Source organism: Paenibacillus sp. FSL R10-2734, assembly GCF_037963865.1.
GTDB lineage: Bacteria > Bacillota > Bacilli > Paenibacillales > Paenibacillaceae > Paenibacillus_AQ.
Map to the genome: position 1 here is coordinate 410,490 of NZ_CP150170.1, position 20,728 is coordinate 431,217.

At 45.7% G+C, this 20,728-nt stretch carries 19 protein-coding genes; all 19 read right to left on the reverse strand.

Going from position 1 to position 20,728, the window contains the following annotated elements; all coding sequences use genetic code 11:
• Positions 1 to 9: 9 nt before the first annotated feature.
• On the reverse strand, positions 10 to 648 hold the full coding sequence (locus NSS67_RS01845; protein ID WP_339318076.1) for a GDSL-type esterase/lipase family protein: 639 nt from the start codon (positions 646 to 648) through the stop codon (positions 10 to 12).
• Between the two features lie 199 nt (positions 649 to 847).
• Complete coding sequence (locus NSS67_RS01850) at positions 848 to 1,606, reverse strand: SIMPL domain-containing protein (RefSeq protein WP_339318077.1); 759 nt, start codon at positions 1,604 to 1,606, stop codon at positions 848 to 850.
• 147 nt (positions 1,607 to 1,753) lie between these two features.
• On the reverse strand, positions 1,754 to 2,023 hold the full coding sequence (locus NSS67_RS01855; RefSeq protein WP_036687106.1) for an HPr family phosphocarrier protein: 270 nt from the start codon (positions 2,021 to 2,023) through the stop codon (positions 1,754 to 1,756).
• Between the two features lie 97 nt (positions 2,024 to 2,120).
• Positions 2,121 to 3,050: a DNA-binding protein WhiA gene (gene whiA, locus NSS67_RS01860; RefSeq protein WP_042123310.1), complete on the reverse strand. Its 930-nt coding sequence runs from the start codon at positions 3,048 to 3,050 to the stop codon at positions 2,121 to 2,123.
• Positions 3,051 to 3,096: 46 nt separating this feature from the next.
• Positions 3,097 to 4,044, reverse strand: coding sequence for a YvcK family protein (locus NSS67_RS01865; protein ID WP_339320478.1), 948 nt, complete (start codon positions 4,042 to 4,044; stop codon positions 3,097 to 3,099).
• 57 nt (positions 4,045 to 4,101) lie between these two features.
• Positions 4,102 to 5,001 (reverse strand): RNase adapter RapZ, encoded by a 900-nt coding sequence (gene rapZ, locus NSS67_RS01870; RefSeq protein ID WP_339318078.1) that lies wholly within the window; start codon positions 4,999 to 5,001, stop codon positions 4,102 to 4,104.
• A gap of 45 nt (positions 5,002 to 5,046) precedes the next feature.
• The gene (locus NSS67_RS01875; RefSeq protein ID WP_339318079.1) at positions 5,047 to 5,997 is read right to left on the reverse strand and encodes an ROK family glucokinase; all 951 of its coding nucleotides are present in this window, start codon (positions 5,995 to 5,997) and stop codon (positions 5,047 to 5,049) included.
• A 209-nt stretch (positions 5,998 to 6,206) separates the two neighbouring features.
• Complete coding sequence (locus NSS67_RS01880; RefSeq protein ID WP_339320479.1) at positions 6,207 to 7,469, reverse strand: DUF438 domain-containing protein; 1,263 nt, start codon at positions 7,467 to 7,469, stop codon at positions 6,207 to 6,209.
• Between the two features lie 39 nt (positions 7,470 to 7,508).
• Positions 7,509 to 7,736, reverse strand: a complete 228-nt coding sequence (locus NSS67_RS01885) for a DUF1858 domain-containing protein (protein WP_339318080.1) — start codon at positions 7,734 to 7,736, stop codon at positions 7,509 to 7,511.
• Between the two features lie 263 nt (positions 7,737 to 7,999).
• A complete protein-coding gene (locus NSS67_RS01890; protein WP_339320480.1) occupies positions 8,000 to 9,490 on the reverse strand; it encodes an altronate dehydratase family protein in 1,491 nt (496 codons plus the stop codon).
• Positions 9,491 to 9,523: 33 nt separating this feature from the next.
• Positions 9,524 to 10,993, reverse strand: a complete 1,470-nt coding sequence (locus NSS67_RS01895; protein ID WP_339318081.1) for a tagaturonate reductase — start codon at positions 10,991 to 10,993, stop codon at positions 9,524 to 9,526.
• Between the two features lie 170 nt (positions 10,994 to 11,163).
• Positions 11,164 to 12,168 (reverse strand): LacI family DNA-binding transcriptional regulator, encoded by a 1,005-nt coding sequence (locus tag NSS67_RS01900; RefSeq protein ID WP_339318082.1) that lies wholly within the window; start codon positions 12,166 to 12,168, stop codon positions 11,164 to 11,166.
• Between the two features lie 57 nt (positions 12,169 to 12,225).
• Positions 12,226 to 13,653 (reverse strand): glucuronate isomerase, encoded by a 1,428-nt coding sequence (gene uxaC, locus NSS67_RS01905; protein WP_339318083.1) that lies wholly within the window; start codon positions 13,651 to 13,653, stop codon positions 12,226 to 12,228.
• Positions 13,654 to 14,019: 366 nt separating this feature from the next.
• Positions 14,020 to 14,973 (reverse strand): thioredoxin-disulfide reductase, encoded by a 954-nt coding sequence (trxB, locus tag NSS67_RS01910; protein WP_339318084.1) that lies wholly within the window; start codon positions 14,971 to 14,973, stop codon positions 14,020 to 14,022.
• Positions 14,974 to 15,076: 103 nt separating this feature from the next.
• Entirely contained in the window at positions 15,077 to 16,816 is a 1,740-nt protein-coding gene (locus NSS67_RS01915; protein ID WP_339318085.1) for a tetratricopeptide repeat protein, read from the reverse strand.
• 233 nt (positions 16,817 to 17,049) lie between these two features.
• Positions 17,050 to 18,000 carry a ribose-phosphate pyrophosphokinase gene (locus NSS67_RS01920; RefSeq protein WP_339318086.1) on the reverse strand — a complete coding sequence of 317 codons (951 nt, stop codon included), beginning with the start codon at positions 17,998 to 18,000 and terminating at the stop codon, positions 17,050 to 17,052.
• A gap of 23 nt (positions 18,001 to 18,023) precedes the next feature.
• Positions 18,024 to 18,851, reverse strand: coding sequence for a histidinol-phosphatase HisJ (gene hisJ / locus NSS67_RS01925; RefSeq protein WP_339318087.1), 828 nt, complete (start codon positions 18,849 to 18,851; stop codon positions 18,024 to 18,026).
• A 13-nt stretch (positions 18,852 to 18,864) separates the two neighbouring features.
• The gene (gene hisIE / locus NSS67_RS01930) at positions 18,865 to 19,578 is read right to left on the reverse strand and encodes a bifunctional phosphoribosyl-AMP cyclohydrolase/phosphoribosyl-ATP diphosphatase HisIE (RefSeq protein WP_339318088.1); all 714 of its coding nucleotides are present in this window, start codon (positions 19,576 to 19,578) and stop codon (positions 18,865 to 18,867) included.
• Positions 19,575 to 20,333, reverse strand: a complete 759-nt coding sequence (hisF, locus tag NSS67_RS01935) for an imidazole glycerol phosphate synthase subunit HisF (protein ID WP_339318089.1) — start codon at positions 20,331 to 20,333, stop codon at positions 19,575 to 19,577. The genes hisIE and hisF overlap by 4 nt, the downstream gene beginning before the upstream one ends.
• Positions 20,334 to 20,728 lie beyond the last annotated feature (395 nt).

Below are 20,728 nucleotides of genomic sequence, written 5' to 3' on the forward strand. Positions count from 1 at the left end.
GAATCTCAATTAAATCAAACCGCCATAACCAAGCGCATCGAGTTTCTCAGCAATCACACGGTAACCTCGGCCATTCGGATGTAAGTGGTCAATAGATAACAGCCCTCTCTCGTTTCCTGCAAACTCACTATAAATAGAAGCAAATCCACATACTCGGCTACTGTACTGTGATGCATAGCGGTTAAAATGCCTAACCCACTCTGTAGCGCCTACTACCTGAGGATAGGGATTATACAATCCCACAATTCGAATGATGAAAGGTCTACGCGTTCCCGCCTTCAATTGGATGAGAATACTCATAATTACAGCAAAATTTTGTTTGCATTCCTGTAGTGATCTCCGAAGCTCTTTAGATAAATTTTCAGGTTGTCTAGCTGTAGCCTTCGCAGCACGGATTAAATCATTGCCACCAATGGATAGAGTGATAATATCAGCTGCTCGAATGGCTTCGCGAGTCATAGAACTCCCGCGTAGCCGCTGTTCCAGTTCAGAAGTAGTCATTCCATTCACGCCCAAATTCGTAGAGGCCACTATTGAACGCAGCCTCCCTTCCGCCATTCTACGGTACACCGGGACAAAGCCGTTACCTGGCAGAGCGCCAAATCCAGTCGTCAAGGAATCGCCAATGGCAGTATATTGATAGCTCATAGCTCTCCCCCGTTCATAAACTAGTTACTCCCTTTAGCATATGAATTAGAGTTGATTCTGGTAAGGGGGAGATGTCCAGTGCTCCTTTCCCACTCATTAAACATAATCTTAGATATTTTACATAAAAAAAAAGAGGTGCTCCCCACTATTACTAGTAGAAGTATCACCTCTTCCTCTATATCTCACCTTGATTCCACTGCTATTTTAATTCATACATAACACTTAGCTGTGTTGTAACTTTAACTACTCCCGGTTGAACGGATGTGCTTGCACCAGCATCTGCTGCAGCCATATCCATTTTCAGATTCTGTTCATAATAAACCGGAGAGGTACTGCCATCATTTTGGCTGACCGTGATTACTTGACCCAAGCTACGTTTAGCTGCCTTAGCAATAGCCGCTGCTTTAACATCTGCGTTTGCCATCGCCTTTTCAATCACCTGAGCTTCAAAGGCAGAAGTATCTTCCACGGAAAAACGTGCATTTCCGATATTGTTTGCCCCTGCCGCAGAGGCAGCGTCCAGCAATTCACCAACCTTGGTCAGATCTCTATAGGACACTAACAGCGTATGATTCGCGTTGTACCCTTTTACTTGCTGTCCTTCTTTTTCGCTATAGCTATAGTTGGGTTGCACATAAAATTGAGTACTTTGAATATCCTTATCTACGATTTTCCAAGTACCCTTCAGCAGTGTAGTGATCTTTTGGATTTTAGCAGCATTTGTTTTTTGTGCTTCTTGTGCGGTTGCAGCTGTAGTATCCACACCGATGGTCAAGTATACAATATCCGGCTTAATAGACAATTCACCTTTACCTACTACATTAACGACATTTTTCTGCACATCCTCAGCAGCGTAAGCCTTTGCAGGACCCTGAAAGACACCACTCATGCTGATCCCCCCAATTAACAAACTCCCTACGATCAACACTGAACCGATTTTCTTTACCAAACCTTTCATATTAGCCAGCCCCTTTCAATTTTTGTAATTTGTTATTATCCTCTAGACGAGTCTTTTTGGTAAATGTTGCACGGCTAAATCTATTTTTTGGTATTAAAAAAAGCCCCGAAGGGCTTTTAGTCATGCAATAAAAAGTCATTTTAAAGATTATTGGTTCTCAAGCTCTTCTTTGCTAACGAGACTCGTCAAAGCGTTTACAGCTTGATCCGCGTCTGCACCATCCGCGCTGATATAGATCTCCGTGCCGGAACTGATCGCTAAGCTCATAATACCCATAATACTTTTGGCATTTACTTTTTTATCGTCTTTTTCCACGAAAATCTCCGACGAAAACTTGTTAGCTTCTTGCACAAACAATGCTGCCGGTCGAGCGTGTAGCCCTGTCTTCAACCGAACAACTACCGGGTGCTTTGTCATGAAACGCTTACCCCCTAATTGAGTTCTCCCCAAAAATTTCACATTAATTTTATATTATTATATCATTATAACGTAAACCACACTAGAAAAAAAGTGACTAGCCGCCTCGAACCTTGTCCGCCAGCTCATCAATCTTACGAAGTCGATGATTTACTCCGGACTTACTGACTGTACCTTTCAGCATTTCACCAACCTCTTTAAGGTTGATATCTGGATGTGCCATTCGAATTTCTGCAACTTCTCGCAGTTTATCCGGTAAGCTCTCCAGTCCCACTTCTCGCTGCAGCAGTTTGATATTCTCAATCTGCCGCACCGCGGCACTTATCGTTTTATTGAGATTCGCAGTCTCGCAGTTCACGATCCGATTCACGGAATTACGCATATCACGCATAATTCTTACATCCTCAAATTTGAACAACGCTTGATGCGCCCCGATCAAACTTAAGAATTCGATAATCTTCTCGCCTTCTTTAATGTATAGAATAAACCCTTTTTTACGTTCAATGCACCGTGCGTTTAGGTGAAATTCACCAGCCAGATCGACTAACGCTTTACAATGCTCCTCATACATCGAAGAAATCTCCAAATGGTAAGAGGAACCCTCCGGATTATTAACCGATCCGCCCGCCAGAAATGCACCGCGCAAATAAGCACGCTTACAGCAGTTATTCCCAACAATCTCTTTATCAATACCGTCGGTAAAAATAAATCCTTCGGACACAATTCTGAGATCATTTAATATCTCCTGTACGCGACTAGGGATTCTAACGATATAAACGTTATTTTTCTTCAAACGCATTTTTTTACGCACGAGTAGCTCAATATGGACCTGGTAATATTTCTTAAGTAAAGAATATACCCGCCTTGCAATCGCGGCGTTCTCCGTCGAGATGTCGAGAATAACCTTTTTGCTTGAAAGCTGCACAGATCCATTCATACGGATTAGCGCTGACATCTCCGCCTTCTCACAACAAGGCTCACTCTCCACCATCGTCAGCTCTTTTTTGGTAAGGGCCGCAAAAGACAAGGGTCTCACCTCTTTCTGAAATAAGTACGACATTCATATATATAAGTTATTGCCTCGGGTTTCTATTTATCCAATCTTGCACAAGGTGGTAGATATGATGACTAAGCTTATCGGTATCATGCCTTAAATAAGTTCGGAATAACACTAACTTATCGGCTATAACTTTATAAGTACTGCCTTTCAGTACATCCTTGTCGAGTTGTACCGGGCGAGCACCCTTCTCCGCGTACTTCGTCTGCACCTGCTCTGGAATTTGACCGTCATTAACAATAACATAATCGAATAAATGAATCCCAATATGATCATAAACGGCCTGTAAATGGTCATTTACAGTATAATTATCTGTTTCACCAGGCTGAGTCATTACATTACAGACAAAGATTTTGATTGCATCAGAAGATACAACTGCTTCTGCTAGCTTGGGAACAAGTAGGTTCGGAAGAATGCTTGTGTATAGACTCCCTGGACCCAAAAGAATCGCATCCGCATTTCGAATCGCTTCCAGTGCTTCAGGCAACGGTTCCACATCAGCAGGCTCCAAAGACACTCGTTTGATGATCCCTCCGGCTTCCGGTATCTTAGACTCGCCCGTGATAATCGTGCCATCCGACATTTCTGCACGCAACACTACGGCATCCCCCGCAGCGGGCAATACCCGTCCGCGAACAGCGAATAATCGACTGAGCTCGCGAACCGCTGTAACGAAATCACCGGATATATCTGTGAGCGCAGCAAGGATTAGATTACCAAGACTATGACCTGCCAAGCCTTCACCTGTGTTGAAACGATATCTCATAATATCCGCCATGAGCGGCTCCACATCAGCCATAGCCGTTAATACGTTGCGGATATCCCCAGGAGGCGGCATTTGCAGTTCACTGCGCAAAATACCCGAGCTTCCTCCATCATCTGCTACGGTAACTATAGCTGTAATATCTAGCGGCTTTTCTTTTAGGCCGCGAAGCATGACAGATAGCCCCGTACCACCGCCCATAACGACGATACGTGGACGCTCTCTTTGTTCTTCAGTCACTATGGACCCCTTCTCTCATTAGTGCCGATCACGCTCGGAATCCCGATGACTAACCGCTACGGATTCCGTTTCGCTGACGCCCAGCATTTTACCCAAATATTCAGAAATAGCTACCGAACGGTGTTTGCCGCCCGTACAGCCAATGCCGATAATAATCTGGGATTTACCTTCCCTACGATATTGCGGAATTAAAAAATGAAGCATATCGAGCAGTTTGGTCAGGAACACCTGTGTCTCAGGCCACTTCATTACATAGTCATAGACATCGCTGTCCTGACCTGTTTTGGGCCGCAGGTTATCCACATAATGTGGGTTAGGCAAAAAGCGAACATCGAAGACGAGGTCTGCATCAATAGGAATACCATACTTAAATCCGAACGACGTAATATTGACGGAGAGTGTGCTTTTTCCTAAATGCGAGAACCGCGATACAATCTTCTCTTTTAGCTGCACTGGTTTCATACTGCTAGTATCCAGACACAATGTGGCTGAATTCTTTAATTCCTCCAGCATTTTACGTTCCAGCTTGATACCGTCAAGTGGAAGTCCCTTGGGCGCTAGAGGATGATGACGCCGACTTTCCTTGTAACGCTGCACAAGTACCGAATCCGTAGCATCCAAGAACAAGATTTCACAACCAATGGTTGACTCATCCTTGATATAGGCTAAAGACTCGGACAAAGCAGTGAAGAATTCTCGGCCGCGCAGGTCAATCACAAGAGCTACCTTGGCGATCTTACCCTTCGACTGCTCAATCAGTTCTGCAAACTTAGGGATCAGCACCGGCGGCAAATTATCAACACAGAAGAACCCTAGGTCTTCCAGACTTTGCACAGCAATTGTCTTACCCGCACCTGACATTCCGGTAATAATGATCAGGGTGGCTCCAGCCGTTGGAGTATTGTCCAATTCGGTCATTAAAGCGTCCCCTCCCTAAATTAGTATATGAATACTCTCTATCTTTTAAGAACGAAGCAAGAGGCCAGCAGCGCCAACAATACCTGCATCATTCCCGAGCTCCGCAGGGATAATCGAAACACCAGTCTGAAGCGGAGCCGGTGCAAGCTTAGCAAACACGCGACGAACTTCATCAAATAGAATATCTCCAGCCTTAGATACACCACCACCAACGATGAAGACCTCAGGGTTAAGCACAGCCGCAACAGAAGCCATAGATTTACCCAAATAGTATGCTGCACGGTTTACTATGCGAATCGCTACTTCATCGCCAGCCTTAGCTGCATCAAATACTTCCTTCGCAGCAATCTTCTCTACCGTAGAGAGGGAAGTACGATCACCACGTGCTACTGCATCATTAGCCATACGAATAATTCCTGTTGCGGAGGAAACGGTTTCCAAACATCCCATATTGCCACAACCACATTGAATAGCTTCCAGATCCGGCACTACAGAGATATGGCCAAGCTCACCTGCTAGGCCCGCAAAACCTTGATAAATCTTACCATTAATAATGATTCCGCCACCAACACCTGTTCCTAGCGTATAGCAGACACAGTTTTCAATCCCGCGTCCCGCACCACTCCAGGCTTCACCCAGTGCAGCTACGTTCGCATCATTGTCTATTTTGACAGGCTTGTTCCAGCGATCTTCCAAAATGGAGCGAATCGGCACATCTTTAAATCCTATGTTAGGCGCAAGGATGATGATTCCTTCACGAATATTTGTGAACCCTGCTACGCCCGCTCCTACACCTGCAAGCTGATCCCAAGAGTACGGGGAATCCTCCACAATTTGGCGTACATACTTCTCGATATTATCGATAACAGTATCGACACCTTCTGCAGTTTCTGTGGGTCCCTCATAAGTATGCAATAGAGTTCCCTCAGCATTGCAGATTCCAACCTTAATTGCAGTTCCACCCAAATCCACGCCAACGTAGATATTCTCAGACATGTAGCAAGCCACCTTTTTTTATACTAAAATAGTTAATCCTAAGTACCAACTATAATAGAAGCCCCCTCTGTGGTCAAGGAAAGACAACACACCCGGGAATTCCTTATTTTAAAAGTATACTCTATTATATTCTAAAAAGACCCTCTTGCGCCGAAACAAGAGAGTCTTCTTTCTATATTATTATTTGGAAATTATCCTTTAGTGTCCATTTATTCCGATAGAATACGTTTTTGGCCCTCTAGTGCACGGATTGGTGCGATATTCTGTGTAAACTCCAGCGTCCCCATATACTTGCCGGTCTCGTCGCGTACAGCGAAATAACGGATGTAGATAAATTTATCCTTGATGTTGATCCAGAAGTCTTCAGCATCCTTACGACCTGCCTTGAAGTCCTCCAGAAGCTTCTCTACCACATGCACACTTTGTGGCGGATGACAGTTCTGTACTGTGCGTCCAATCACTGCTTTAGTTCGCGCAAAGATACGTTCCTTCCCGTGTGAGAAATATCGAACGACATCATTCTCATCAATAAATGTCAGATCTACCGGCAGGTGATTGAGCACGGTCTCTAGCTGATGCAGTGACAACAGACCTGTCTCAAAGCGAATGAACCCTTCTTGCGGAGCGGCCCCCGCTGCTTCCTCCTGCAATGCTGCACCTTCCGGCTCTGCGGCACGCTCGGGTATCCACTCCTGTTCCGGTGCCGTTAGGCAGAATCCGATTTCATCGCTCTCCCGAGCGATTTTGACCCATTCATCTTCAGTCAATTTGTCCAGCGCCATAGGCAGTAGAATATTTTCTTCTTTAAAGATCATTTCATTAACTTCCTTGATGATCTCCGCTAGCTGAACCCCAATTTCAGATGCGTTCCCGCTGTAAGTGCTGAGCGCTGCCTTTGCCTCTTTAATCATACGACGGATATTATCATCCACTCCCCACATGACCTTGGTTGGCCCATAAATCCCGTATTTTTCGAGGTAAGGAAAGAGTAGGTTCTCTTTACGACTGTAGTGTTTATCAAGATCCAGCAGCAAGCTAAGATCCTCCAACAACTTGAAGATCTGTTCCTCACTATCGTTCTTTTGAAACTTTGTCGCGTGCAGATCCATACGGAAGTTAACAAGTCTTTCAATTTCACGATTCTCTAACTTAAAGGTGTGTACTGGATGGCCTGGCTGCTCCTCGGGCTTAGACGAGCGGTGAATCTGCTCAATAGAACCTTTAAAGATCGCCGTGTGCACCGAACAAAGTCGTTGTACCTCGGATACCGGAATCCCCTCTTCGGTCATTAACGAATGCTCCATCGCGGAAATTTCCGCTACGGTAACATCACCTACAGCTTCCTCAAAGCGCGCCTTAACCTCATCTACGCTTTTGCCTGCATGTAGCTCCTTAATAATCTCCTTGAGCATAGCCTGACGCCGGGTCTGCTCCGGTGCATCAACCTCACGGTTATTTATAAGTTCACTCATCATTAATCTCTCCTTATCGAGGTTTGGTTATCGGTTCCTTTATTTCATAATCTCGAAGCCATGTTGTTCAAATGCTAACTCCACGGTGTCGGGATCGATTTTCTTCAATTTGATTCCTTTGGATAAGGTCATGAAACGTCCAGCCGCCTGCAGCATGCCAGGCTTAGCGATATCCTTAAAGCCCAGCTCTACCATAATCTCGATGACCTCCGGATGCCGTGATACCATATCGAATATGGATTCATCCATTCGCAGCGCTTTTTCCATGTGACTCTTCTCCTTTTTGTGAGAACTATTCTCAATACAAGATTAGCACAGGCAATATAGAGCGATTGTGATTGCAATCACTAAATAAAAAGAAACGACGTTGTCGTCTTTTTTAAGACATCAACGTCGTTTTTCGTAAAAGTATATAAAGCGTGAATCTTAACTTTCATATAAATAAAAAACTGCCCCCTACGCTTAAATAGCATACGAGACAGCCTGATTGTTGTATTAAACTCGGGTCATGATATGCATCAATAAGTTTATTATAGCGTTACCCCTGTTTTGAAAATGGAAATCTCACGGAAGTTATTCTTTTCATTATTAACCCACTCGCCGCTGGCCACCTCAATAATATAGTTAATGAAGTCACGCAAGACCTCGTCTGGAGAACCGTCTTCAACCAATACCCCTGCATTAAAATCAATCCAGTGACGCTTACCTTCATACAAAGGCGTATTTGTAGACACTTTCATCGTTGGCACGAATGTACCAAAAGGCGTTCCCCGTCCGGTTGTAAAGATCACCAATTGGCAGCCAGCAGCAGCAAGTGCGGACGAAGCCACAAGATCGTTGCCTGGCGCATTCAGGAGATTTAATCCTTTATTAGTGATAAGTTCCCCGTACTTAAGTACATCCATGACCGTGGAGTTACCAGATTTCTGCGTGCAGCCCAGTGATTTATCCTCGAGCGTAGTGATTCCTCCGGCTTTATTCCCTGGAGAAGGATTTTCGTACACCGGCTGTTTGTAGTCCATAAAATACTGTTTAAAGTCGTTGATAAGATCAACAATTTTGTGGAAAATATCTTCGTCTGCAGCACGTTCCATCAGAATTTTTTCTGCGCCAAACATTTCAGGCACTTCAGTCAGTACAGTTGTACCGCCTTGAGCAGCCATATAGTCAGACAGACGTCCAAGCAGTGGATTCGCAGTAATGCCAGACAGACCATCGGAGCCTCCACACTTCAGACCGATCTTCAGCTCAGAGAGTGCCACCTCTTCCCGATGATCACCCTGCACGTTATTATAGATTTCCTTCAGCAGCTTTACGCCCTCTTCAATCTCATTTCCAACCTCTTGGGAGACAAGGAAGCGTACACGATCCTCATCATAGCTGCCCAGCATTTCTTTAAAAACATGCAAGTTGTTATTCTCACAACCTAGTCCGAGCACAAGCACGCCGGCCGCATTTGGATGTTTAACCGCGTTAGCGAGAATTGTACGGGTATTGTCATGATCATCGCCAAGCTGGGAGCAACCATAATTATGCTTAAGCACAAGCACATTATCGAATGGAGCAATATCCCCAACCTCTGCCTTGAAAATATTGATGATCTGCTCCGCCACTCCATTCACACAACCAACCGTAGGCACGATCCACAGCTCATTGCGGATACCTACAGATCCATCAAAGCGTCGATACCCCTTAAAGGTCAAATTCTCAGCGGCAAAAGGATTCGGCGTCAGCTTCTGCGCAAAGGTATATTCCTCTACCCCTGTTAGGTTTGTCTTCGTATTATGAGTGTGCACCCACTGGCCTGGCGCGATAGGCGCTTTAGCATGACCGATGGGATAACCATATTTCAACACATTTTCACCTTCGCTAATACTGGTTAGTGCAATTTTATGACCTCTAGCAATATCTTCTGTAATCTTAATCTCTTTTGAACCAATTACGATGGTATCGTCTGCTTTATAGTCCTTCAGTGCAACAGCGACGTTATCAGCTTCGTTGATCTGCAATACCTCTTTCATGGTCTTGATCATATGATTGTCACCTCCTGGATATTAGTTGTGTGCCGGTCTCTTCACGAACGCTTTCAATGCTTGCTTCATGCCGGTCTTCTCAATCGCAATCAGTCCTTCTGTCACCTTGTCAGTAAGCCCAGCCACTTCATTCAGATCACAACCCCAGCGATTGGTTGCTGCTAGTACATCGACGGCCAATGCGCGTAATCCTGTGTCTGTACCATCCCATCCTCCCCACAAGGAAGCGAACCATTCCAAAATATCTGCATCATCTGCAAGCTGAATTTCTTCCTGTCCTCTACGTCCTTTATAGAAAGCAATTAATGCGCTCAATGAGAAGACGAGCTTTTCAGGCAATTGGCCTTTCGACTCCACAAATTGCAGTAATGAAGGCAAATCTCTTGTCTTAAATTTCGATATAGAGTTAAGGGAGATGCTCATCAAGTAATGCTGCACATAAGGGTTCAGGAACCGTTCCAATACCGCGTCTGCAAAAGAGTTCAATTCCTCTACCGGCAGATCCAGCGTCGGAATAATCTCATCGTAGATTAAGGACTTCACGTACGTCCCAACCTCTTCGTGCTCGATCGCCTCAGCAACCGTATCAATTCCGTACAAATACGCTACTGGTGTCAGAGCTGTATGAGCCCCGTTTAGAATTCTCACTTTACGAGTCCGATAAGGGGTCATATCATCTACCACCAGCACATTGAGACCTGCTAGCTCAGCCGGGAACTCCTCTTTAATCCACTGTGGTCCTTCAATTACCCAAAGGTGGAACTGCTCACCAACAACGACCAGCTTATCCTCATAGCCCAGTTCTTCTGTAATCTCGGCAATGCTGTCTCTTGGATAACCGGGAACAATGCGGTCCACCAGACTGCAGCAGAAGGTATTAGCTTCATTCAACCACTCTACAAAGCCTTCTCCGAGATTCCACAGGTCAGCATATTTTAAAATAACCTTTTTAAGCTCATCACCATTCCGGTCAATCAGCTCGCACGGAATAATGATAAAGCCTTTTGAAGCATCACCATTAAAAATTTCATAACGTTTATATAGTAAGGCCGTCAGCTTGCCCGGAAAGCTACTCTGTGGGGTATCGGTTAACTTGTCGCCGGCTTCAAAAGCTATTCCTGCCTCAGTAGTATTGGACATGATAAAACGAAGTTCAGGGTTCTCGGCAAGCTTCATATACTCCTCGTGTTGCGAGTATGGATTGAGCGTCCGCGTAATACAATTGATTACCTCATGCTCTTTTACAGCTACTCCGTCTTTGAGTCCTTGTAGATAAAGGGTATACAGCCCATCCTGATCATTTAGCATTTCTGCAAGCCCGTTAGCCAGCGGCTGCACGACAACCACTCCACCGTTGAAATCCGTTTGTTGATTCATGGTATGAATCTGCCAATCTACAAACGCGCGCATGAAATTGCCCTCACCAAATTGCAGAACCTTTTCGGGATACTGCTTATAAGCTTTCCAACTATCGCTATTCAATCTTTCCAATGTAAACGCCTCCTATTTTATAAATGCACACGATAAACTTATATTTGTATTACTTAAAACAATATTTATATTATAATTTACTTTGAATTATGCACACGTGAAAATTTAAATCAAAAACCCTTCACAAATTGTAAAGGATTAGGCCGCTGTATGCTGTATGCGCACCATTACTATTTTTGAAGCTTCCTGACCGATTCTCTCTCAATAAACTCTGTTTCAATCGAGATTGGGCCGTCTTTCTCCGTAGGTTCCTTGATTAAGCTTAACAGCTGGTGTGCACCTTGCTCACTGATCTTTTCAATCGGACGCTTCACTGTGGTCAGCGAAGGATTCGCATAGAGTGAAAAACCTATATCGTCAAAGCCCACAATGGAGACATCATTCGGTACCTGCAGCCCTCGCTCGAATACGTTTTTCATAGCCCCGATAGCCATATCATCATTGGAGCAAAATACAGCCGTCGGAGGTCTCTCCAAATCCAGTAGCTCGCTCATCGCCTTATATCCACTTTGCATATCATAATTACCACGGATCATAAAGTCGTTACGGACAGGAATATTATGGTCAATCAGAGCTTTTATAAAACCGTCTCGCCGCTCCTGCGTGGATTTAAAGCCCTCGACGCCTTCAATGATCGCAATGTCTTGATGTCCGGATTCAATCAGGTGTTTGCCTGCATTATAAGCGCCTTCCCGGTCATTGGAGATGATGTTGATAATGGAGCGGTCATCAATCTGCCTATTCAACACAACGATTGGAATGCCTTGCTGAACTACATGATAAATGAATTTATTATCTGCTTCACTTTGGCTCATAAGAATAATTCCGTCAAAGCGTTTACGATGAATAGAGGAATACTCAGTATAATCGTCGATCCCGCGGATGAACAGATTATACTCTACATCTATGACACTATTCACACCACGAATCGTATCAGAAAAGAAACCAGATGTGGTGCCCTTGGCAATACTCGTGAAGAACAGACCAATGGTATAAGATCGCTGCATCACAAGGCTTTTGGCATTGTAATTAGGGACGTAACCCACTTGCGCAGCGATCTCGGCAATTTTTTTACGTGTGACTTCTTTAATTAGGGGACTGTTGTTAAGTGCTCTCGATACAGTTGTATGTGAAACATTCGCCAGCTTGGCGATATCCTTGATTGTAGGTGCCATGGGTCAACCTTCCTTATCAAACGGGTTTGGCTCTTCCATGTAAGGATATCATAACGATTACCTAGTCACCAATGCCTGTTTCGAGAAATTGAAATAATGATCAGCGTTATTGTAACAGATATTCTTGATCATGCCGCCCAGTAAATCCAAATCATCCGGAGCTTCTCCGGTTTCTACCCAAGAACCTACAAGATCGCACAGGATTCTTCTAAAGTATTCATGTCTGGTATACGATAAAAAGCTTCTGGAGTCGGTTAACATTCCGACAAATTGGCTAAGTACGCCGAGATTAGCGAGCGTCTTCATCTGTTCCAGCATGCCGTCCTTGTTATCGTTGAACCACCATGCAGTTCCGAATTGAATTTTCCCTGGAATACCGCCCCCTTGGAAGCAGCCCATTAAGCCAGCAATGACATGATTATCATTCGGATTCAGGGAGTACAAAATGGTCTTAGGTAGTGCGTTCTCACGATCCAGCGCATCTAGCAGCCCTGACAGAGGCTTAGCGATCACGCCGTCATTAATGGAATCATAGCCGGTATCAGGACCTAGTCGTCCCAACATTACACTGTTATTATTGCGTAGCGCATGGATATGGAATTGCATCGCCCAATCAAGCTCACTGTACAATTTGCCTAGAAACACAAGTGTGAATCCTTTAAATTTCTTTTCCTCACTCTCGCTCACAGCACCGTCTCGAAGCGCTTTGGCGAATATCGCTGTAGCTTCCTCCAAGGTTGCAGGCTCAAACATTACTGCATCCAAAGCATGATCAGACACACGGCCAGCTCTGGCATGGAAGTATCTTACTCTGCTCTCCAGCGCTTCAAGAAACTGTCCATAATTTTCAACAGCCATTCCCGAAACCTCGCTAAGCTGAGCTACCCAAGGTTTAAAAGTTGGACGATTGATTTCAAGGGCTTTATCTGGACGAAATCCCGGAACAACGCTGGCATCAAATCCACTCAAGCTGCTGATTTTTTCGTGGTATTCCAAATTATCTACAGGATCATCGGTGGTGCATACGACGGTCACCTTCGATTTAGTGATTAAATCTCTCGCTCCATACCCTTCACCTTGTAGCTGTCTGTTCACTTCATCCCATATTTTCAGTGCGTTAGCTTCATTCAGCAAATCATATACACCGAAGAAACGCTGCAATTCCAGATGCGTCCAATGATAGAGCGGATTACCGATAATCATAGGAACGGTTCTAGCCCATGCCAAGAACTTATCATAGTCACTGGCATCACCCGTAATGAACTTTTCATCTACACCATTTGCCCGCATCACTCTCCATTTATAATGGTCGCCATACAGCCAAGCTTCGGTAATATTGTTGAACGTCTTGTTCTCATAAATCTCTTTTGGACTGAGGTGGCAATGATAATCGATAATCGGCATGTCTTTCGCATAATTATGAAACAGCTGAATCGCTGTCTCACTGGACAACAAGAAGTTCTCATCCATGAATTTTCTGCTCATGAGGTTTGCTACTCTCCTTTAAGATCAAAATGGGATTGATACAAAGAGTTTAACGTGAACATTTAGTTGATTACTGGACTTCATCATAATTGATATTGTAAACTTCGACTGAATGTAGAAATGTAGTGAAATGAAAATTGTTCACGTTAACATTATATTCTTATTGTAAACGTATTTTTAAAATGCGCAAGTCCTTTTCGAAGGACATTGTTACAGTTATTTAAACATCACCTAGCATTCTGTCACAAGCATAAACGCCTTCAGCGTGCTTATAAGGACGGCAAGCATTATATTTCAAAAAAGCAGGCGACCCTTTAGAACAAGGGTCGCCTGCTTGAAGTCATTCCGATTAAATTTAGCGATAAATTAACTATCCAGTGTTTCGCTCCAGTCATGCACCATTGTGCCTTCAAGATATTTCTCAGCGTCCATTGCTGCCATACAGCCGGTGCCTGCTGCAGAAATGGCTTGACGGTAGCGGGTATCCTGTACGTCACCACAAGCAAATACGCCCGGTATGTTCGTTTCTGTAGTTCCAGGATTCACCACGATATAACCGTTGGTATCCGTCGTTATTTGACCGCCCAAGAATCCGGTATTCGGCGTATGGCCGATTGCGACAAACACTCCGTCCGCTTCGATGAGTTCTTCAAGCCCAGTCTCATTGTTGCGAACCGTCAGCCCTTTAACTCCAGACTCGCCGGTTGTAACTTCAAGCGGTGTACGATTAAGTGCCCACGCTACCTTACTGTTGTCACGTGCACGATCCTGCATAATCTTCGAAGCTCTGAGCTCATCACGACGGTGAACCACGGTTACGCTGGAAGCGAATCTTGTTAAAAAGCTAGCTTCCTCCATCGCGGAGTCTCCTCCACCGACCACAATAATCTTCTTGTTACGGAAGAAGAAGCCGTCACAAGTAGCACAAGTGCTGACCCCACGGCCTACATTATCCTGCTCCCCTGGTATTCCTAAATATCTGGCAGAAGCACCTGTAGAGATAATTACCGACTCTGCCTCTAATACACCCAATCCATCTACTGTCACTTTAAAAGGACGCTGTGAGAAATCCACTGAATCCACCCAACCATTCTTGAATTCAGCACCAAAGCGTTCAGCCTGCTTGCGCATGTTGTCCATTAAATCCGGACCGAGAATCCCCTCAGGAAAGCCTGGAAAGTTCTCCACTTCCGTTGTCGTTGTCAGTTGTCCACCTGGCTGCATTCCTTCAATTACAAGTGGGTTAAGGTTGGCGCGTGCCAAATAAATAGCAGCAGTAAGCCCGGCCGGGCCTGTTCCGATTACAATCGTTTTGTACATAACAGTGGCCTCCTCATCACAATAGGGTTTATTTCAAGCATAAACGCCTTCGGCCTCCTTATAAGGACGATAAGCGTTTAAGCGAGAAATATTGCATCAAGACTTAGATATTTTCGGTAAATGGGGGAAGACTGTCGCTCACACTTCCCTGAAAACTGCATTCATCATCGATGCGCCGAGCATAACGACTGACCATCGACACAGAAACGTCGTAGCGCTGAGCTACCTCACGGTAGGTGACTGGAAGGTTATGCATTTTTGCGATCAAATATTCTAAGGCTGCACACCAGCCTCCTGCGTGACGGATAAATGGAACATCTGGATATAAGCTGCTCACGAATTGCTTCCAGAGTAATTCAGCATCTTTTTTCTGGACAGCATCAAATCTCCGGTCCATCATACTTACCGTCTGATCGATGACTTTTTGCCAGTCTTCTCTCCATTCCGGCAATCCCTTCAGACGCGCAGTAGAAGTTTCTTTGGCTTCCTGAGGTACATTTTCCTCCGGAACACTACCGATCAGTCGTTGCAGACTAAGAAGTGCCGCTTCTTGCAGCTTATCCTCCTGTAGCGGCTGCTGCTTCAGAAGCCCCTGCAGAATTTCGGACATTTCTTCATCCTCAATCCACCGGAGAGCTTCCGTAACCTGTAGCTTCGTATTGGCATCTCCATAGCGAAGTGCCCAGAAGAAGGAAGATCGAAGCAGTGGATTGTTCCGCACCTCCTCAGCAAAGCTGCCTTTGTTGTCTTTCCACAGCTTCAGCTGCTCTTGAAATGGGAGCTGATAGTTGTAACTGATTGGAGACAACGCCTTGCCTTCCCCCTGCGCTTGCTGCAGTTGGGCCAGAAAAAATCTCGGCACAGCCGATTCCGGATCCAGCTTAGCAGCTTTTTGCCAGCAACGCTGAGCCTCTGCGTACAGGCCGCTATTACTTGCTGCTGCCGCACAGTAATGGTACAAACTGGCGTCACCGCCGACTTCCTCATCCTTTAGCAGGCGTCGAAAATGACCATAAGCGGTTCTATGCCGTCCCAAAATCCCCATGGTGGTGGCCATTTTGAACAAATGCTCCTGGTGAAAAGGAATAGTCGCCTCCAGCAGACGTAACAATCCAGCCAGTTGCCCGCGGTCTCCTTCATATTGCAGAAAGATCGCCAAGTTACAGAGTGCATGCAAATTCCCAGAGTCCTGTTCAAGCACCCGCATAATGCATTCTTTGGCTTTGGTAAAACGGCCCATATAGAAATACGCAAGGGCTAGGTTGTTATGCGCCGCCATGAAGTCTGGTGTGTTATTCACGATCTCTTCAAGCAGAGTAACGGCTTGTGTAAACTTGCCTTCCTCCAAAAGCGCTCGAGCTCGCTCATGCTCTACTACACCTTCCCGGCTTCTAATCCGGATAAGCGGTGCAGGACGATCCAGCTCATATTGCAGTAGTTCCATCAATTCTTCCGATTCGGTCAGAAATTCACCGTTCACATCTTCCTCGAGATAAGTAACGAGTGAGCGCTCTGCCTCCTCATAGCTTTCCATATTGGCGAAGTTGTTAGCCATATAGAAATAACATTCCGTCATTCCAGGATCAATATCCTCTAGTACATGGGTTAAAATGTCGTTAGACGCCTCATAATTACCCATCTCTGATAATACGCCTGCTACGTTGCAATGATTTACCGGGTTCTCCGGTTCGTACTCTACAGCTTTGCGAAAATTCTTTAATGCCTTATCATATTGAAAGCGATCCAAGGACCGAACGGCTCTTTCAAAGAAAAAATTGGCATTCAGAGTAATAGGAATAACATTACCATTCTCCACATCATACTCTGAAGTTCTCTCCATCATGGAAGCAAGGCACCCCCTTATAAGAAGCTTCCTTATACTAACGAAAAAATAGGAGAACGGCGCCCAATGGGGTATACCGGAGCTCCAAACTTAATCGCTATTCCGTTCCCTTTATGGGTGCGGCTATCTTCACACAGTATACCACATGTGACCGCGAGATTCTCAAGTTGAGAAAGACTCTACCACTCCATAAACAGTAACTTTTTCATGCAAAAAATAAAAAAGACGGGGAATTAAATTCCCGCGTCTCTGAAAAGTTTATCAATCGAACCGCCCTCAAGAATAATGCGTGTAGCTTGCGCAAGCATAGGTGCAACCGATAAGACCTTAAACCGACTTGAATGATCATCTGGTAGCGCGATTGAATCGGTAATGACCACTTCTTGAATAGAAGGATGGTCGAGTCGCTGCAGCGCAGGTCCTGAGAACAATCCATGCGTCGCACAGACGATACTGTCCTTCGCACCTCTCTCCTTTAGACCTTCTACCACATTCACAATGGTAGTCCCTGTATCAATCAGGTCCTCGATAATAATCGGTGTACGTCCCTCGACATCGCCAATGACATGAGTGATGACTGATTCATTATGAGCTGGACGCTTCTTAATCATAATGGCAAAAGGGGAATCCAGCTTATTCGCCAGTTTCTCAGCCATAGACGCGCGTCCTGCATCAGGGGAGACAATCACTAGATCAGACATTGCCTTCGATTTCAAATGACTACTGATCAGATCAAGTGCAGTTAGATGATCCACTGGAATATTGAAGAATCCTTGAATCGCCGCTGCATGCAAGTCGATGGTGATCACACGAGTTGCGCCCGCGGTCGTAAGTACATCCGCTACCATCTTAGCCGAGATCGGTTCACGAGGTGCTGACTTACGTTCCTGCCGAGCGTATCCATAATACGGTACAATAATGTTAACTGTACGCGCCGATGCCCGTTTGGCAGCATCTATCATCACGAGCAGTTCAACGAACATCTCATTAATGGGATGGGATAGGGATTGCACCAAAAATACGTCACAGTTCCGGATGCTCTCTTCGTAATGCACGTAAATCTCGCCGCTCATGAAACGGGTCAGCTTAATCTGCCCCAATTCAACACCAAGTCGCTCTGCAATATCTGCCGCTAGCTTTGGATTCGACGAACCGGAAAAAATACGTAATTGTTGATGATGCATAATACCCTCCTGCGGATTATAAGTTATAGTTTGAACGGAACAGTGGTACGGCGGCGTCCCTCAAAAACAGCCAGCTCACGAAAGCCTGTGTGCCAAAGCATGCTACGTGCTTCTTGCAAGCCGTCGCCGAGCTTGGCAGGATCATGAGCATCCGAGCCGAGCGTAAGTGGTATACCGAGCTTTAAGGCCTCTTGTAGCAGATGCTCCGCCGGGAACATCTCAGCACATGGCTTCGAAAGTCCTGAAGCATTCAGCTCCATGGCGATTCCGCTATCCGCTATAACCTTTAAGGTTTCCAGCTCCAGCGCTCTCACCTCTGCTTTACCTTCTGGTGTCTGTGGACCATAGCCGAACCGTTTAATAACATCCATATGTCCTATAATATCATATAATCCCGATAACGCCGACTTCTTTACAGCATCATAATAAAGACGATAAACCTCTAGTTCATCCTTACCTTCCCAGCCATGAACCTGTCGATAATCCGTGATATCCCATTCCCCAAGAAAATGCACAGAACCTATCAGATAGTCCCACGGGTAAGGAGCCAAAATCTCACGAATTTGATCCTCGTAGCCTTCGATATAATCAGCTTCCAGTCCCACCCGCAGGTCTATGACTCCACGGTAACGCTCCTTCAATGCCAGGCACTCTTCCACGTAACGAGGTAGTTCAGACATTGGCATAGCCATTTCAGGGTAATAGCTCGCAGGATCTACATGAATAAGCGGTAAGTGGTCAGACAACCCCAGCTGCTGAAGTCCAAGCTCTATTCCGCGCTTCACATACTCCTCTAGCTTACCAACGGCATGACCGCAGCGTTCATGATGCGTGTGATAATCAATATGCATCACTCAGTCCTCCCTAGTACTGATCCCGGCGTGGGCGCTCGTGACGGGTACTCAACTCTTCCATGATCTCATCCAGCGGAAGCTTGCGCTCCTGTAGCAGTACTAGTAAGTGATAGATCAGATCGCTAACTTCAAGACGCAGCTCGGCATTGTCTTTATTTTTGGCGGCAATAATTGTTTCGGAGGCTTCCTCGCCCACCTTCTTAAGGATCTTATCGACACCTTTATCGAACAAATAGGTCGTATATGCACCTTCCGGACGCTCCACTTCCCGCTCAGCAATCACGCGCTCTAGCTCACCGAGTACAGCAAAACGTTCGCCATCGCTAAGACTTGCTGCCGGCTTCTGAGCTTCGGAGGTTTGGTTATTCAAAGGAATCTCACGGAAAAAGCACGACGTAGCTCCAGTATGGCAAGCGGGTCCTTCAGGGACAACCTTCACGAGCAGCGTATCACTGTCGCAATCATAGGATATGGAGGTAATAGCTTGTGTGTTGCCTGAAGTTCCACCTTTATGCCAAAGCTCGCTGCGCGAACGGCTCCAGAACCAAGTCTGACCACTTTCTAGCGAGAGCTGCAGCGATTCCGAATTCATATACGCAACCATCAAAACTTCCAGTGTGTTAGCATCCTGCACAACGGCGGGCACCAAACCTGCTTCATTCCAGCGAATGCCGGCTAGCGCTTCTTCTTGGCTTATTGTTGTATTATTTTGAGTTTCGCTCATCGGATTTCTACCCCTTTTTGCTTCAAATCTGCCTTTAAGTCGTTAATAGCAATCTCTTTATAGTGAAAAATGGTCGCCGCAAGTCCTGCATCGGCTTTCCCTTCCGTAAATACATCGTAAAAATGCTCCTTCTTCCCAGCGCCGCCCGAGGCGATCACAGGAATACTTAGCAAGTCGCAAACTGCCGAGGTCAGCTTCAAGTCGAAGCCATCCTTAGTGCCATCCGCATCCATACTTGTGAGCAAAATCTCGCCTGCACCCAGTTTTTCAGCTTCCTTGGCCCAAGCTAGAGCACGGATGCCGGTGGGCTTGCGCCCACCATGGGTGTATACTTCCCATTCACCAAATGCCTCGTTATATTTAGCATCTATCGCTACCACAATACATTGAGAGCCAAAGCGGCGCGCACCTTCCAGAATTAGCTGTGGATTAGTGATGGCTGCCGTATTAATTCCGATTTTATCTGCACCTGCACGAAGAATTCTTTTCATATCGTCAGGCGTAGAGATCCCTCCACCCACTGTAAAAGGAATGGCAATTTCACCTGCGGTCTGCCGCACAACCTCAATCATGGTCGCTCTACCTTCTACAGAAGCCGATATATCGAGAAATACCAGCTCATCTGCGCCCTCACGGTCATACAGCGCCGCTAGCTCTACCGGATCTCCGGCATCACGCAGATTCACAAAGTTAACACCCTTGACTACCCGTCCGTCCTTAACGTCAAGACAGGGGATGATACGTTTTGCTAACATAATAAATCCCTCCTTCCATGTGTTTCCCTAAAGCGTTTCGATCCCCCTAAAGCGTTTCGATCCCCCTAAATCCCCCTTAGCCAAGGGGGACCCCAAGGGCCCCGGCCCTCTGGACACCCGGATTGTTGGCGTCGGCGGACCCATAGAGCACCCGGGTGAGTATGTGCTATGATCGCTAATCCCTACGGGACCGCTTGGACGTTTGGTGCTCCTGCGAGAGCAAACACAAGAGATCAAACCTATAAGATCAAAACCTGTAAGATCAAAACCTGTAAGATCAAAACCTGTAAGATCAAAACCTGTAAGATCAAAACCTGTAAGATCAAAACCTGTAAGATCAAAACCTGTAAGATCAAAACCTTAAAACCTTCGTGTTCCACGTTTCTTGCCCCTAA